The organism is Leptospira sanjuanensis (genome assembly GCF_022267325.1).
Classification (GTDB): Bacteria; Spirochaetota; Leptospiria; order Leptospirales; family Leptospiraceae; genus Leptospira; species Leptospira sanjuanensis.
On the sequence record NZ_JAIZBG010000001.1, the window covers coordinates 3,865,813 to 3,880,322 of the forward strand.

General features: G+C 44.1%; 11 protein-coding genes and 2 pseudogenes. 2 read left to right on the forward strand and 11 right to left on the reverse strand.

Annotated elements, in window-relative coordinates; all coding sequences use genetic code 11:
• Positions 1–3 precede the first annotated feature (3 nt).
• Positions 4–829: pseudogene (locus LFX25_RS17525) on the forward strand (alpha/beta hydrolase).
• A 7-nt stretch (positions 830–836) separates the two neighbouring features.
• Here the strand turns inward: LFX25_RS17525 and mtnP are convergent.
• From mtnP to folE, 7 genes are all read right to left on the reverse strand, one after another.
• Positions 837–1,700, reverse strand: a complete 864-nt coding sequence (gene mtnP, locus LFX25_RS17530) for an S-methyl-5'-thioadenosine phosphorylase (protein ID WP_118954580.1) — start codon at positions 1,698–1,700, stop codon at positions 837–839.
• Between the two features lie 95 nt (positions 1,701–1,795).
• A complete protein-coding gene (locus LFX25_RS17535; RefSeq protein ID WP_238731385.1) occupies positions 1,796–3,364 on the reverse strand; it encodes a methyl-accepting chemotaxis protein in 1,569 nt (522 codons plus the stop codon).
• A 135-nt stretch (positions 3,365–3,499) separates the two neighbouring features.
• Complete coding sequence (locus LFX25_RS17540) at positions 3,500–4,612, reverse strand: poly(ethylene terephthalate) hydrolase family protein (RefSeq protein ID WP_238731386.1); 1,113 nt, start codon at positions 4,610–4,612, stop codon at positions 3,500–3,502.
• Positions 4,613–4,711: 99 nt separating this feature from the next.
• A complete protein-coding gene (locus LFX25_RS17545; protein WP_238731387.1) occupies positions 4,712–5,548 on the reverse strand; it encodes a bifunctional helix-turn-helix domain-containing protein/methylated-DNA--[protein]-cysteine S-methyltransferase in 837 nt (278 codons plus the stop codon).
• Positions 5,549–5,750: 202 nt separating this feature from the next.
• Positions 5,751–6,524 (reverse strand): cobalamin-binding protein, encoded by a 774-nt coding sequence (locus LFX25_RS17550; RefSeq protein WP_238731388.1) that lies wholly within the window; start codon positions 6,522–6,524, stop codon positions 5,751–5,753.
• Positions 6,525–6,833: 309 nt separating this feature from the next.
• Positions 6,834–8,798 carry an acetate--CoA ligase gene (gene acs / locus LFX25_RS17555; protein WP_238731389.1) on the reverse strand — a complete coding sequence of 655 codons (1,965 nt, stop codon included), beginning with the start codon at positions 8,796–8,798 and terminating at the stop codon, positions 6,834–6,836.
• A 236-nt stretch (positions 8,799–9,034) separates the two neighbouring features.
• Positions 9,035–9,586, reverse strand: coding sequence for a GTP cyclohydrolase I FolE (gene folE / locus LFX25_RS17560; RefSeq protein WP_118954575.1), 552 nt, complete (start codon positions 9,584–9,586; stop codon positions 9,035–9,037).
• Between the two features lie 186 nt (positions 9,587–9,772).
• On the opposite strand from folE, the gene LFX25_RS17565 reads away from it, so the two are divergent.
• Complete coding sequence (locus LFX25_RS17565; RefSeq protein ID WP_238731646.1) at positions 9,773–11,035, forward strand: glycosyltransferase family 4 protein; 1,263 nt, start codon at positions 9,773–9,775, stop codon at positions 11,033–11,035.
• A gap of 129 nt (positions 11,036–11,164) precedes the next feature.
• Here the strand turns inward: LFX25_RS17565 and LFX25_RS17570 are convergent, their stop codons facing one another.
• From LFX25_RS17570 to LFX25_RS17585, 4 genes and pseudogenes are all read right to left on the reverse strand, one after another.
• Positions 11,165–11,353, reverse strand: a complete 189-nt coding sequence (locus tag LFX25_RS17570; RefSeq protein WP_238731390.1) for a DUF1289 domain-containing protein — start codon at positions 11,351–11,353, stop codon at positions 11,165–11,167.
• A 5-nt stretch (positions 11,354–11,358) separates the two neighbouring features.
• Positions 11,359–13,146: pseudogene (locus LFX25_RS17575) on the reverse strand (cation:proton antiporter domain-containing protein).
• Positions 13,147–13,415: 269 nt separating this feature from the next.
• Positions 13,416–13,961 (reverse strand): hypoxanthine phosphoribosyltransferase, encoded by a 546-nt coding sequence (gene hpt, locus LFX25_RS17580; protein ID WP_238731391.1) that lies wholly within the window; start codon positions 13,959–13,961, stop codon positions 13,416–13,418.
• Positions 13,958–14,503, reverse strand: a complete 546-nt coding sequence (locus LFX25_RS17585) for a SixA phosphatase family protein (RefSeq protein WP_238731392.1) — start codon at positions 14,501–14,503, stop codon at positions 13,958–13,960. Before LFX25_RS17585 ends, hpt begins: the two co-directional genes overlap by 4 nt.
• Positions 14,504–14,510: the final 7 nt, after the last annotated feature.

A 14,510-nucleotide genomic window follows, 5' to 3' on the forward strand; every position in this document is an offset into this window, starting at 1 on the left:
AGTATGAAACCTTCCATGAATCTGATTTTCTTATTTTTATTCGGTTTTATCTTTTTCGTTTTGTTTCTGATTTGGTGGAATCAGGACAAGCTCGTCTTTTTTCCCGAAAAACTTCCGAACGATTTTACGTTTCGTTTTCCGGAGGCGTCTCAAGAAATCAAACTTCAAACACCGGACGGCGAAACGAGTTACGCCCTTTACTTCGAGGCAAAAAAAAAACGACTCGCAAAAAACGATCTTATTCTTTCATGGAAATGCGGGGAGCCTCCGCACTTGGGGTGGAATCTACGAAGACTTTCTTCCTTTGGGATGGAATATTCTGGTTACGGATTATCGGGGCTACGGGAAAAATACCGGAACGATTTCGGAAGCCTCGATGAACGATGACGCCGAACTTTGGTTGCGTTATCTTCTCGAAGAACGAAAAATCCCACGGACTTCGCTTATCATTTACGGACGTTCGATCGGAACGGGAGCGGCTTGCGACCTGGTCTCCAAGAATCCGGATCTTCCTTTGTTTCTGGAAACTCCGTTTACGGATTTATCTTCTCTCGCAAAACAATATTATCCGTTTTTAAAGCCTTGGATGCTTCGGTTTCAATTCAAGAATTTGGAAAAATTGGAATCGGTCCGATCCAGGATTCGGATCTTTCACGGAACGGAAGACGAAATTATTCCGTTCTCAAATTCGGAAATCATATTCAAAAAGTTGAAAGAACAAAATCGGGACGTTTTGTTATATGCGATTCCGAACGGCTCGCACAACGACTTAACCGTTTTTCCGGAATATCACCAGGCTTTGAAAAAAAGCCTGGATGAAATTCGGTAAATCCAGATCAGAAATATTCGGGGAAAAGAACTTTAAGCTTTTTAACGGTTTCCGGATTTCTTTTTTCGGGAGCGGTGATGAGAGAATACTTCGTGCTGTTCTTCAAAGTCAGATCGTCTCCGTTTCCGATCACGTGAATGAGTTCCGCTAAAAGTTTTTTCGCGGTTTCGGCGTTCTTGCTCAAATTCGCGATCACCATTTCAACGGTAACGGATTCCTCCCCTTCTCTCCAACAATCGTAATCGGTGGACATACAGATCATCTGATATGCGATCTCGGCTTCACGCGCCAGTTTCGCTTCGGGAAGAACGGTCATATTGATGATATCCGCTCCCCAAGAGCGATATAAATGCGATTCGGCTTTTGTGGAGAACAACGGCCCTTCCATACAAACGAGAGTTTTGCCCGTATGAATTTCCAAACCGATCTTCTTTGCTGTTTGTTCGATTCGTTTTCCGAGGTTGTGGGAAAACGGTTCCGCAAAAGGAGCATGAGCGACGACTCCGTTTCCAAAGTACGTCGAGTTTCTGAAACGAGTGCGATCGATGATCTGAGAAGGCAGAACGAAGTCGAGAGGTTTGATTTCTTCTCTTAAGCTTCCCACGGAACTGAATGCTACGATTTCTTCCACACCGAGTTGTTTGAGCGCGCAGATGTTCGCATGATTCGGAACTTCCGGAGGAGAAAGAAAATGTCCGATTCCGTGTCTCGGTAGGAATGCGATGAGTTTTCCTTTGTATTTACCGATTTTGATTTTATCGGAAGGTTTTCCCCAAGGAGTATCGGGATAAACTTCTTCGATCAACTCCATTCCATCCAGGCTATAGAGTCCCGTTCCGCCTATGATTGCCGCTTTAACATTGTGAGACATGAGTCCGTTCTCCTAAAGAAAGTATGATTTCTTCAAGGACAGTTTCGGAAAACGGACCTAAATTGTAAATCGGAAGTGATTCAAACGAAGCGGATTTAGACCACGCTCAAAGCCTTCAAATCTCTGGATTGCGTTTTGATCTGAAGAACTCCGTCCTGAATCTTACCGGATTCCTGTGTGATTTCGTTCACTTCTTTTTCCAATTCGAGCATCGCCTTCATCATTTCTTTCTGACCGGTCATCTGCTCTTCGGTGGAATAATAAAGTTCGTCCGATAATCGTTTTACCTTTTCCAGATTTCGAACGAAGTTTTGAACGATTTCCGTTCCTTGTCCGTAGAGAATATTCATCTCTTCGATTTTGGAAGCGGTCACGTTGATCTTGACGCTTTGACTTTGGGTCAGATGTCCCGTATCCGCGGAAGCTCGGTTTGCGTCCTTGATAAAATCAAGAGATTCTTCGACGACCTTGGAAATCATCTTCGCGTTGTTCGCCGTGAACTCGGCGAGCTTGGAAACTTCTTGAGCGACTACGGCAAATCCTCGTCCGGCCGCGCCCGCACGGGCCGCCTCGATCGATGCGTTCAAGGAAAGAAGATTCGTTTTATCCGCAATCTCTCCGAGAATCCGGTTGATCTCGTCGACTCGATGAAACGAGTTCGAAATGTTCTTTAAGAACTCGCTTGTTTTGTCCACGGATTCCTTCACGAAATCCATCTCCGCCTTACTTTCTTTCGCGATCGTATCGAGACCTTTGGAGTGTTCCGAAATCTTCGCGATCAATTCCAAAAGAAGCTGAGAATTCTGATTGAGTTCGATCAAGTTCTCGTTTTGAATTCGGATCGAATCGGCATTGTTTTCGGAAGCCTTCGACAAAGATGCGATCACTGCATTCACTTCCTCCAGTGAAGCGGCCTGCGATTCCATCTTCGCACTGGTTAAACTCGTAAACTCGGAGAAATTACTCACGGAAACTTCCAAGGTTTCAGCGGAAGAATGAATGACTTTCCTGTTGTTCTCCAGCTTGGTAAGAAATTCGCGATTCTCCTTAAAATAAGAAGAAGCCTCTTTATACAGACTGTCAAAAAGATTCATCAGACGATACAGGATGAAACTTACGCTCGACATGAATATGATCTTAGTGATTTCCGCGCTGAGTTTTACATAACCCGGGGTCATGTTGATCGTGTTGTCTTCCGAAAATTTTAAACCGTGTAGAACCGAATTCGTCAAGCCGATCGAATAGCCGATCGAGCAGAAAAGACCGACGATGATCACAAAGTTCGGACTTCCGAGTAAACCGGAATAGGCGATGATAAAATAATATACGGAATAAAGAATCGCGTTTTTCAAGACGGGAGCGACGATTTCCGCAGAAACCATTCCGTCCAAAAGAATCGTGGCACTCAATAAAAGAGAATCGAATATAATGAATATCTTATGAACGATAGGATAGATGTTGAACTTTTTGTAGACGATAAAGCCTATGATCGTATAAACGAACATAAACCCTGCCGCGGAAGAATGAATGATTCGAATCGTGGGGTGAAGCGCTTTTAAACTCGAAGCCAAGGAAAGAAGCATCATAATCATAATTCCCATTCTGGAATAATATGTGAGCGCCTCTCCTTTCTTACGAATGGATTCAATGGACTGCTTGGACATAGACCAAACGTGTACAGAATTTGATTAAAGTAAATGAAAACTGAATTCTAACTTCGAAATGAAATCACCGTATTATAAAAGGACAGATTCGTGTTTCCCTTGAATGAACTTCTGACACCGTTTCGAAATTTAGATTTACAATCTAGGATTGTTTGAGCTCGAAAATGGTTGGGAGAAGAAACTTTCTGGGTGCAATGGTGCTGGAGCATCCGTCACAGTCATCGTTTTGACTGCCCGTCCGTCAGGATAAATACCCATATTCTTTTGATTCGCCGAACCGTTCCCTAAGGCTACGTCCTTTGCCGACGCTGAACCCGTATAAGTATATGTAGCGAGTGCGTCGAGTTGTCTCCAAATTCCATAATAATCAAGAACGTCTAACGCGCCCAAACCGATGACCGTATTCTTGATCGGAGTATAATGATCCGCATCGAGAATCGTTCCGTTGTATGTTTCGGAATAAACGATTTCAAAGTCCTTTTCAGCCGCTGCGATTCCGATCTGATTGAAGATGTCGATCGCCATTCGATTGTCGACAACGCTGTCGTTATCGTAAATCTGCACGATCATTTTTGTCGCATTCGTAAACTGCGCGAGCTGCGCGTTCGTGATCGAAAAAGAATACCAAGGCGCTAGAAGAAATACGAACGAGCCGTTCGCGCCCCACCCCTTTTGAACGATTCCCTGATGCGCCAAATAGGGAGTCGCTCCTCCCCCGTAGGAATGCCCCATATAACCGACCCGAGTCGTGTCGATTATATTCGAAAATTGTGAAACTGCAAAATTGATTCCGTCCAACATATATTTATAATTTTCGGTGGGAGGTCTTGTGTCGGATATATAAATCGGAAACACGACGACATATCCTTTTGAAACGTATAAATCGATCAACGGATAATACGCTTCCGCGGAAGGAGCGCTAAAACCGTGCATTAAAAATAGAACCGGCGCTTTAGAGGACAGATCGGACGGATAATAAACGCAAACATTTCGTGGAGCGCTCGGATTCGGCAAAGCGGTAACGGAAACAGTATGAGCGCCTCTCGCGCCATACCCTTGCGAAATAGGCGGAATCGGTCCGCTTCGCGAAACTGGAGTGACCGCACACGTATCGATCAAATATGGATAACTCAATATTAGAAGAATTTCCATCCAAGAATCGAGAGCGTCTTTTTTCGGCTTCTCGTTAAAATCGACTTTGCAAAACGTAAAAGTGAGAATGAGAAACGCAACAAACAAACGATTCATAAAAAGTCCTACGAGAGTTCGGTCTTACATCAAAGATTTCGCGATTCCTGTCCTTTGTCCAAAACTATATCCGAATCGTTTCGAAAGAATTCTAAAAATTTAGGAGCGAAGTTTCGTTTGACTCGCTTCCCAGCCGATCATCGCCATTTTCCGTTCGGCACCCCAGCGATATTCTCCGATTCCACCGGTGCTTTTAATCACGCGATGACAAGGAATCAAATAGCCGATCGGATTTTTTCCGATCGCGGTTCCTACCGCCCGGGACGCGCTTTCCTGACCGATCGATTCGGCGACCTCCGCATACGAAACCAATTTTCCTTCGGGGATTTTTAAGAGCGCTTCCCATACCTTGATCTGAAAATCGGTTCCTTTCAGATGAAGTCGGATTTTTTCCTTTTCGAGTAACGTCTGATCGAAAAATCGCACAACCCGATCCTGATTTTCGTCGGTCTGTTCCGTAAGATCGGCTTGTTTCCATTGTTCTTTCAACTCGAAAACTATTTCACTTTTTGGAATATCATAAAAATATAAATTACAAATTCCTTTTTCCGTAGAGGCAACGACATAGTTTCCGAAAGAGCTTTTCTGAAAGCTGTATCGGATTTGAAGTTTCTCTCCGCCGTTCTTGAATTCTCCCGGAGTCATCCCTTCTATCTTTACGAATAAGTCGTGCAACCGACTTGTGCCGGACAACCCGGTTTCAAACGCCGCGTCGAACAAAGTGGATTGCGGTTTGGAAAGAATCGACTTCGCATTTTGCAAGGTCAGGTATTGCAGAAATTGTTTCGGACTCACTCCCGCCCATTCGGTAAATAATCTTTGAAAGTGGAACGGGCTTAAGTTGACGGACTTTGCGATTTCATCCAATTCCGGTTGAGAAGTCGCATGCTTTTGTATAAACTGGATTGCAGTCGCGATTTTTTCGTAGTGATCCATAAACCTAATCGTATTCCAAGTCCTCTATTTTAAAAACCCGATCCTTGCTGTTTTTCTTTTTTGGGGAGAATTTTATTGCCCGTTTTACCCTGATTATTCCGTAAAAACGGATTCGTATGAGTTCCCACATATTTTGTTGAGCAAAATAATTGCCGTTTTACGGATCAAAATTGTAGTTCTCCCAAAATTCCGAAAAAATCCATCAAGAATGGATCAGCTTTACCAATTGATCGATCCCTTCTTCAAAAAGAGCCGGTCCCGGTTGAAGTATGATCGAAGGATCAACCTCATACACTTTTCGATTGATAATCGCATTGGTAGTTTGCCATTCGGGATGATTTTGGACCCAATCGAAGTTCATCGGTTTACCGCACCAAGATCCGATATACACGTCGGGATTGAACGCGGCCACGGCCTCCGCCGTGATAATTCTATCCTTTGCCAACGACTTGGTTTGAAGTTCGGCAAAACAATCCTTACCGCCCGCGATTTCAATGAGTTCGCTCACCCAGGAAATTCCGGTGATGATCGGTTCGTCCCATTCTTGAAAAAATACATTCGGCCGATTTTCCGATTTGTTTTCGTTTTTGATTCTTTCCAACTTCGATTTCCAACCGTCTACCAAGGTTTGCGTTTCCTTTCCCTTTCCGACGATCGAGCCGAACAACAACATTGTATTCAAGATTTCGTCTAACGTTCTCTGATTGGTTATAAGAACGTTGAGACCTTCGGCGATCAGATCTTTCGCAAGATTGGCCTGTATATCCGAAAACCCGACGACAAGATCGGGATGAAGATCCTTAATTCGTTTCACGTTTCCGTTGATAAACGCGGAAACTTTCGGCTTTTCTTCTTTAGCTCGAAGAGGTCGAACCGTATACGCGGAAATTCCCACAATACGATCCTCTTCTCCGAGCATATAAAGAAGCTCGGTCGTTTCTTCCGTTAGGCAAATGATTCGTTGAGGGCCGATCAATGGTTTTAACGTTTCCTTATACTGAATTTATTTGATTCGGATTTTCAATCCTGGAAAAGAATCTTTATCGATTGGAGAGTTGAATTTCGGAAAAATGTGGGAACTCCTGCACTTTCTTAAGAGTTTTGTTAGAGTTCCCACAGATTATGTCCTTCAAAAAGATTTTTTATCCTATCCCTTGCGCGCGTTTTTACGAAGGAGTTCCTACAAATTATGTCCGCTCGAACGGATTCGTCGTTAGAACCGTTCTCATCTTTTTCGAAGGAGTTCCTACATTTTCCAAGACAAACGAAAAAATTTTTACGCGCTTCAGCTGTGAAATTTCATTTTGTCTTCGATTAGTTTCTGAACTACGGACGGATCGGCAAGAGTCGAAGTATCACCGAGACCTTCGAATTCTCCCGACGCGATCTTTCTCAAAATTCTCCGCATAATTTTTCCGGAGCGGGTTTTCGGAAGTCCGGGCGCCCAGTGAATCACATCCGGTCTTGCGATCTTGCCGATCATCTTTTCGACCATCGCAATCAGATCTTTTTTCAGAGCGTCATTGGTCGTGACTCCTTCCTTCACCGTAACGTATGCGTAAATTCCCTGACCTTTGATCTCGTGCGGAAATCCCACGACCGCGGCTTCGGCGACGGACTTGTTTTCGACAAGAGCGCTTTCGACTTCCGCGCTTCCAATCCTATGACCCGAAACGTTGATCACGTCGTCCACGCGTCCCGTGATCCAATAATAACCGTCCTTGTCTCTTCGCGCTCCGTCTCCGGTAAAATAATATCCTTTGAACTGGGAGAAGTACGTATCAAAGAATCGTTTCGGATCTCCGTAAACTCCGCGCATCATCGAAGGCCAAGGAGCTTTGATACAAAGATTGCCCGAGACTTCTCCCTTTCCGGTGATTTCGATTCCGTCGTTGTCGACGAGTACGGGTTGAACTCCGAAAAAAGGTAAGGTCGCCGAACCGGGTTTTTGCGGGATCGCGCCGGGCAACGCGGTAATCATGATCGAACCCGTTTCCGTTTGCCACCAAGTATCTACGATCGGACATTTTCCTTTTCCGATATTTTTGAAATACCATTCCCAAGCTTCGGGGTTGATCGGTTCTCCAACCGAACCCAAAAGACGCAAAGAACTCAGATTTCTTTTTTGAATCGGCTCGAGACCTTCTCTCATCAAAGCGCGAATCGCGGTTGGAGCGGTATAAAAAATATTCACACCGTATTTATCGATGACATCCCAAAATCTTCCCGCATCGGGATAGGAAGGAACGCCTTCAAACATAACGGAAGAAGCTCCGTTGGAAAGAGGACCGTATACCAAATAGGAATGACCCGTGACCCAACCGATGTCCGCCGTACACCAATACGTGTCTTCCGGTTTAATATCGAATACGTAATGAAACGTTAGATTCGCTCCGAGAAGATAACCTCCCGTAGTATGTAGAACACCTTTCGGTTTTCCCGTGGAACCGGAAGTGTAAAGAATAAACAAAGGATCTTCCGCATCCATCGGCTCAGGTTTACAATACGCGGGAAGTTCCGGATCACCGATCAAAAAATGATACCAGTGATCCTGACCGTCCTTCCAAGTCAGACCGGATTCGTTTCCGGTGCGTCGAACTACGATCACGGTCTTTACGTTTTCTTTGGATTTTTCCAAAGCGAGGTCCACATTCTTTTTAAGTTCTACCTGTTTTCCTCCGCGATAACCTCCGTCCGCCGTGACAATCAACTTCGGTTTACAATCGTCGATTCTGCTTTGCAACGCTTCGGGAGAGAATCCTCCGAATACGACCGAGTGAATCGCACCGATCCGAGTACATGCAAGAATCGTAATAGCCAATTCGGGAATCATCGGAAGATAAACGAGAACCCGGTCTCCCTTTTTTACTCCGTAATTTTTCAGAACGTTTGCGAGACGATTCACTTCGCGATAAACGTCGTAATACGTTAGAACTCTGGTTTCGGAAGGACTGTCACCTTCCCAAATAAGTGCGGCTTTGTTTTTAAGAGGAGTCTCGATATGGCGATCTAAACAGTTGTAGGAAACGTTCAGTTTTCCGCCTTTAAACCATTCTACTTTTGCGTTTTTAAAATCATGACTGAGAACTTTGGTCCACTTTTTAAACCAAGTCAATCGATTGGCTTCTCTCGCCCAAAACTTGTTGGGATTTTCGATGGATTCTTTATAAAGTTTCTTATAGTCTTTGAGGGAGATGTTCGTATTCTTTTTAAATTCTGCGGATGGCGGAACGACTCTTTCTTTTGCCATGACTTCCTCCGGATTCGGTAAAGAATGTTTCTTTTTTTTTCTCTGTCTACCAAATTGCGGAAAATCGGAGCAACACCGTTGCTCCTCTGCGCTGCGACGGTTACAATCTACCTTTGAAGTCTATTGAGGCCAAAGTCAGTTTATATTGACATCGAAGGACTTCGTGCTTCGCCTTCGCTCTTCACGAGTCCTTAATCTCGCGTTCGGAGCAACACTGTTGCTCCTCTGCGCTGCGATTAGGTTGAACCGGTGCGGATGAGATCCAAGAATTCGGAGCGAGTCACCATATTTTCTTTGAACGCCCCCAACATGCAGGAAGTAAAAAGTTCGGAGTTTTGTTTTTCGACTCCTCGCATCATCATACAAAGATGTTTCGCTTTGATGACGACGGCGACTCCTTGCGGTTCGAGAACGTCTTGAATCGCGTAGGCGATCTGTTCGGTAAGACGTTCCTGAACTTGAAGTCTTCTGGCAAACACGTCCACGATTCTGGGAATTTTACTGATCCCGATGATCTTTTTATTGGGAAGATAAGCCACATGAGCTCTTCCGTAAAAAGGTAAAAGATGATGTTCGCAAAGAGAATACATTTCGATGTCGCGCACGAGAACCATACCGTCGGTGGGTTCTTCAAAGATGGCGCCGTTGACGATCTTAGTGATATCCGCGTGATAACCGGACGTCAGAAAATCGTACGCTTTTTTAACGCGTTTCGGAGTATCGAGAAGACCTTCCCTATTCGGATCTTCTCCGATCGATTTTAGAATGTTTACGATGTTATCTTCCAAGTTAAACTCTCTTTATTCAATTTCCCGTTTTCCGCCGGGAGTCTTTCATTAGATTCCTTTCGGAGAATTTCGGAATTTTTTTTTTCGAATCTCGGATCTATTCCCATTCTCGAAAGTGGCTTCGGAATCATCCATCGGATTTTCATTTTCTTGCAGATTTCCAACACCGGTGAATCCTGTCCGATCATGGGAATCCGAAAAAAAGAAGGAACAATCAACGCCAATTTGGCGATCGGATTGGACGCGCGTATGATCGCACATTCCGGAATCGGAATGAGAATCCGGGGCCTTCTAAAATATCTCGGACCTGCTGCGGCTCAGGAAAATCTGCGGATTTATTTATTCGGGGACGTAGCAAAGATTCGCAACGAAGGAATTCCCTGTCATGAGATTTCGAGTTTGTCCGACTCCAATGAGAATTCAGGGACAAACCAAACCGCAACCGACGCCGCAAAATCGAATGTAAACAAGACGCAAAAAAATTCGGCGACTTCTTCGAAAGCAAAAGAGTTTTCGTATCCGGTAGTATCGTATTCTACTCCTATTTATTCTCTGAAGGAGTTTTTCGGTCATCCTCTTATGAGGAGAATGGATCTTCTGGACATTCCCCACTTCAACGCGCCCTTACCGTATTTGAAAAAGTCGATCGTAACGATTCACGATATCATTCCCTTTCGGATGAAAGAGTTTCACTCGAGCCTCTTTAAACGGGCTTATATGCAGATCGTATTTCGTTTATTGAAATTCTTTGCAAAAAAGATCGTCTCCGTCTCGGAATATACGGCTCAAGATTTGGAATCCGTTTTTCGTTTTCAGAAACGAGAAATCCGGGTGATTCACAACGGGATCGACGATTCGGTATTTTATCCCGCTTCCGTAGCCGAAAAGAAAACCTTTCTCAAAAAATATAAACTCAAAGAAGGATACCTTCTCAGCGTTGGAATCGGCAAAGGTCACAAGAATTTGAATTTCGTTGCGAACGTTTTAAAACCGTTATGGGATTCAAAACTACTGAAAACCAAATGGGTGTTAGGCGGTGCTTCGGGAAAAATTCCGGATTATCTGCAACAAGACGTAGCCGGTTACGAAGAATTCATTTTTCCCATGGAACGTTTGTCTTTGGACGAACTTCGTTGTCTGTATTCCTGCGCGGGACTTTTGATTTTTCCTTCTAAATACGAAGGGTTCGGCTTTCCTCCATTGGAAGCGCAGGCCTGCGGTTGCCCGGTCGTTTCCTCAAACGCGAGCGTTTTGCCGGAGATATTACAAGGAAGCGTCTCGTATTTTTCCCCCGTCCAACGGCGGGAACTCGAAATTCTTCTGAAGGAATTTTTAAAAGGTCGGAACTACGGCAAAACTTGGGTCGCAAAAGGCAAAAAGAACGCCGCACGATTCTCGTGGAAGAAGGCCGCAAACGAAACGTTAAAGATTTATAAAGAACTTCTTTGAGGTGAGGTAGGAGTTCCTACACTTCGTTTTCGAAAACTGTCCCGACAAAAACATCCGAAAATGATTTACAATTCGACTTCATTCAGAATGAAAACGCCGAAACGACGAACCCCATTCTTCATTTAAAAATCAGCGAAACTGTTTTTTCTTTGAAAGGATTTCTTCTTTGCGTGCTTTGAGTTTTAAAAAGAGATCGTCCCTTTCCGCATCGGAATAACGCGTCCAATTCCCGATCTCTTCGATGGTTCTGAAACATCCTTCGCAAAAACCGGTTTCAAAATCCATCGTGCAAATTTTATTACAAGGCGAACGAACCAAAATTCTTACTCCCCTTTCACTTTAGACTTGGAAGCCGCCTTTTTCCCAACTGGTTTTTTCTTTTTGGATTGGGTCGAGGCGATCGCTTGAATCACGGATTATTCGACTCCGTTCTTCGTATGGTCCACAATCGTTTTCATTTCCTTAAATAAGGACATACCGCTGATTCTTCCCGGAACGATAACGTGAGCCGCACCGCTTTCCACTAAAACTTCGGCCTCTTGCACATCGTCCGTGGTAAGAATGATCGAAGGTTGTGTATGATGACAAATCGACTTGAGAGATTCCAAAAGTCTTCTGTTGGTAGTTCCTTTCAGAATCATATCGGAGATTGTGCAAATCACATAACGTGCGTCTTCGATTCCCAAGTGATGCAGAGTTTCCGGGTTTGCAAGATCTCCGTACGCCCAGCGAATTCCTTTCGCTTCCAAAGACTGGCGAAACACGGGGTTGAAGTCCACGATGAGAATTCGATTCAACCATTCCGGTTTCTCTCGTTCGATTCCTTCCAAAAGTCCTTGTGCGATTCTAAAATAACCGAGAATGACGATATCTCGTTTCGGTTGTCCCGTGATATCCGATTCGGTTCGATCCTCTTCGTCTTTTTCTTTGAGTCCGACGATCGCCAACATCTTCAAAATAAATCTGGAAATCGGATCGTTAAAAAGAATGATATAAGTCGAAACGACGGACGCAAGAATCATCGAAGTTAAAACGGTGGATTCCAATTCTTTGCTGATATGTCCGTAGCCCATTCCCAACGCAAGAATGACCAGAGAGAACTCGCTGATCTGAGCGAGATTCAAGCCGGTTACGATTCCCGCGCGTAGACCCTTTCCGGAAAAATAAACCGGAGTCGCGACCGTGATGACTCTGCTGAAAACCACGAACACGACCGCAATCAATGAAATCGTAATGATCTGAAGAGAAGGAATCGGGATCTTCATGCCCAGCGCTACGAAAAACAAAGTGATAAAGAAGTCTCTGATTCCGGAAAGTTTTGCGATGACGTCCGCGCCGTACGGAAACGCAGCGATGCTGACTCCGGCGATCAAGGCCCCCATTTCTTTGGAAAGCCCCGCGCGCTCCGCGAGACCGCAGAGTAAAAAACACCACGCGATCGAAGTGATCAAGATCAACTCCGGTTTGGAGGCCGCCGCTTGAAACAATTTGGATAAAAAGAATCTACTGATAAGAAACGCGACACAGATAAGAACCAAACCGATCCCGAGCGATCCCGCAATCTTGAGAATCTGCGGATCTTGTAAGTTCGGTTGGACTCCCATAAAGATAATGGCCCAAATATCCTGAAGAACTAAAACTCCGATCGTAAGCCGACCCGCGATCGTACTCACTTCGAATTTATCATGAAGAAGTTTGACCACGATCATCGTGGAACTGATGGCGAGCGCGATCGCAAAGTATAAAAGATCGAACTTTCCCGGCGAACCCGCGAGAATTCCTTTAAAGAATAAAAGACCGAATAATACACAAAAGACGAATTGGCTGATCCCGAGAATGAACATGGATTTTCCCATGCGCGCCAATTCTTTGAGGTCGATTTCAAGACCGATAATGAACAACAAAAGAATCAAACCGATCTCCGAGATCAACTCGATGCTCTCTTCATTGACCACAAGACCGAAACCCAAGTTCGGCCCGAGCAAAAGTCCCCCGGCCACATAACCCAGAATCAACGGTTGTTTCGTAACTCTGGCAATATGAGAAAAGAATGTAGCGAAGATTATGCTCAACGCAATATCGTTCAAAAGTGAAAGGGAATGATGCTCCATTTACGGGTATCCTAAGGCTGATTTCTTTGTGTTTACTTCTAGTTTCGGAAACAATCTCTCGATAGTTTCTTATAAAACGCCCTATGTACAAAAATAGGAAAGAATCACGGAGCAAAAAACGTTTTTTTTAGCGATTCCTTAAAAACATGAATCGAATCGGAATAATTTCGTGTAATTTTCCGAATCGACTCGAATCGTTTGCGGAAATGAAAGAAAAGCGTACAAGAATAAATCGGTTCCGTTAAATTTCCGGCATTCTGACTTAAAAATTAAACGGAAATATCGCCCGATTCTAAAACGTGAATGTCCGGAAGATTTCTGTATTTTCCGTCAAAATCCAAACCATAACCGACGACGAACTCATCCGGGATTCTCCAGCCTACATATTTCACCGGAAATTCTAAGATGTTTTTTCTTTCTTTCAAAAGAAGAGTTACTATTTCAAGACTTGCCGGATTACGCGTAAAGATATGACGTACGAGATATTGAAGCGTAAATCCCGTATCTAAAATATCTTCCACAAGAATGACGTGACGATCGGAGATGTCGACGCTGATGTCTTTTAACAAATCGATTCTTCCCGTGGAAACGGTTCCGGAGTACGACTTCGCTTGAATAAAATCAATCTCTAGAGAAAAAGGAATCGCTCTTGCCAAGTCCGTGAAAAAGAACACTCCGCCGTTCAAAACACAGATCAGAATGGGATTTAGTTTTTTATAATCTTTTTCGATTTCGGAAGCGAGCGCCTTGACTCGTTGCGAAATTTCTTCCTGAGAAAAACGCGTGTGCAGAATATCGGCTCCGGCTCGATTCATCCCGGTACCCAGAAGCGAATGATTTTTCCGGGAACCTTTCCCAATTCTTCCCATGAATCCGTTTCCACTTGTATACTTAGAAAGCCGGAGGTCGGGAATTTATAAAATACGGATTCGGAAAGCGATAAGTCTTCCGTTCCTCGAATGAGTCGATTTGCAATCTCTTCAATCCCTGGATTATGACCTAACAAAACAACATTCTCCAATCGAGAGTCCAACTCTCTAAGTTTCAGGAGAATGTCTTCGCTATCGGATTCGTATAATTCTTCTGTTGCTATCATTTCGGAAGACAGCTTTCTATTCTTAGTTATACTCTTATAAGTGTCCAGAGTCCTTTTAGAATCTGAAACTAAAAATAGATCCGTTTTGAATTCTATCTTTTCCAAATACTTCCGAAGAGCGCGAGCGTTTTTCTTTCCTCGTTCGGAAAGAGGTCTTTCGTGATCGGACTTGAACTCGGTTTCCCAATCCGATTTAGCGTGTCTGATTAAATGAATTTGTTTCAACGAACTTTGTCTCTCGCTTTCCCATTTTCCGGTCAACTTAATT

Bases quoted from the DNA above. Each gene is read 5' to 3' on its own strand.
- mtnP (WP_118954580.1), bottom strand. From the start codon at position 1,700: ATGTCTCACAATGTTAAAGCGGCAATCATAGGCGGAACGGGACTCTAT.
- LFX25_RS17535 (WP_238731385.1), bottom strand. From the start codon at position 3,364: ATGTCCAAGCAGTCCATTGAATCCATTCGTAAGAAAGGAGAGGCGCTC.
- LFX25_RS17540 (WP_238731386.1), bottom strand. From the start codon at position 4,612: ATGAATCGTTTGTTTGTTGCGTTTCTCATTCTCACTTTTACGTTTTGC.
- LFX25_RS17545 (WP_238731387.1), bottom strand. From the start codon at position 5,548: ATGGATCACTACGAAAAAATCGCGACTGCAATCCAGTTTATACAAAAG.
- acs (WP_238731389.1), bottom strand. From the start codon at position 8,798: ATGGCAAAAGAAAGAGTCGTTCCGCCATCCGCAGAATTTAAAAAGAAT.
- LFX25_RS17565 (WP_238731646.1), top strand. From the start codon at position 9,773: ATGGGAATCCGAAAAAAAGAAGGAACAATCAACGCCAATTTGGCGATC.
- hpt (WP_238731391.1), bottom strand. From the start codon at position 13,961: ATGAATCGAGCCGGAGCCGATATTCTGCACACGCGTTTTTCTCAGGAA.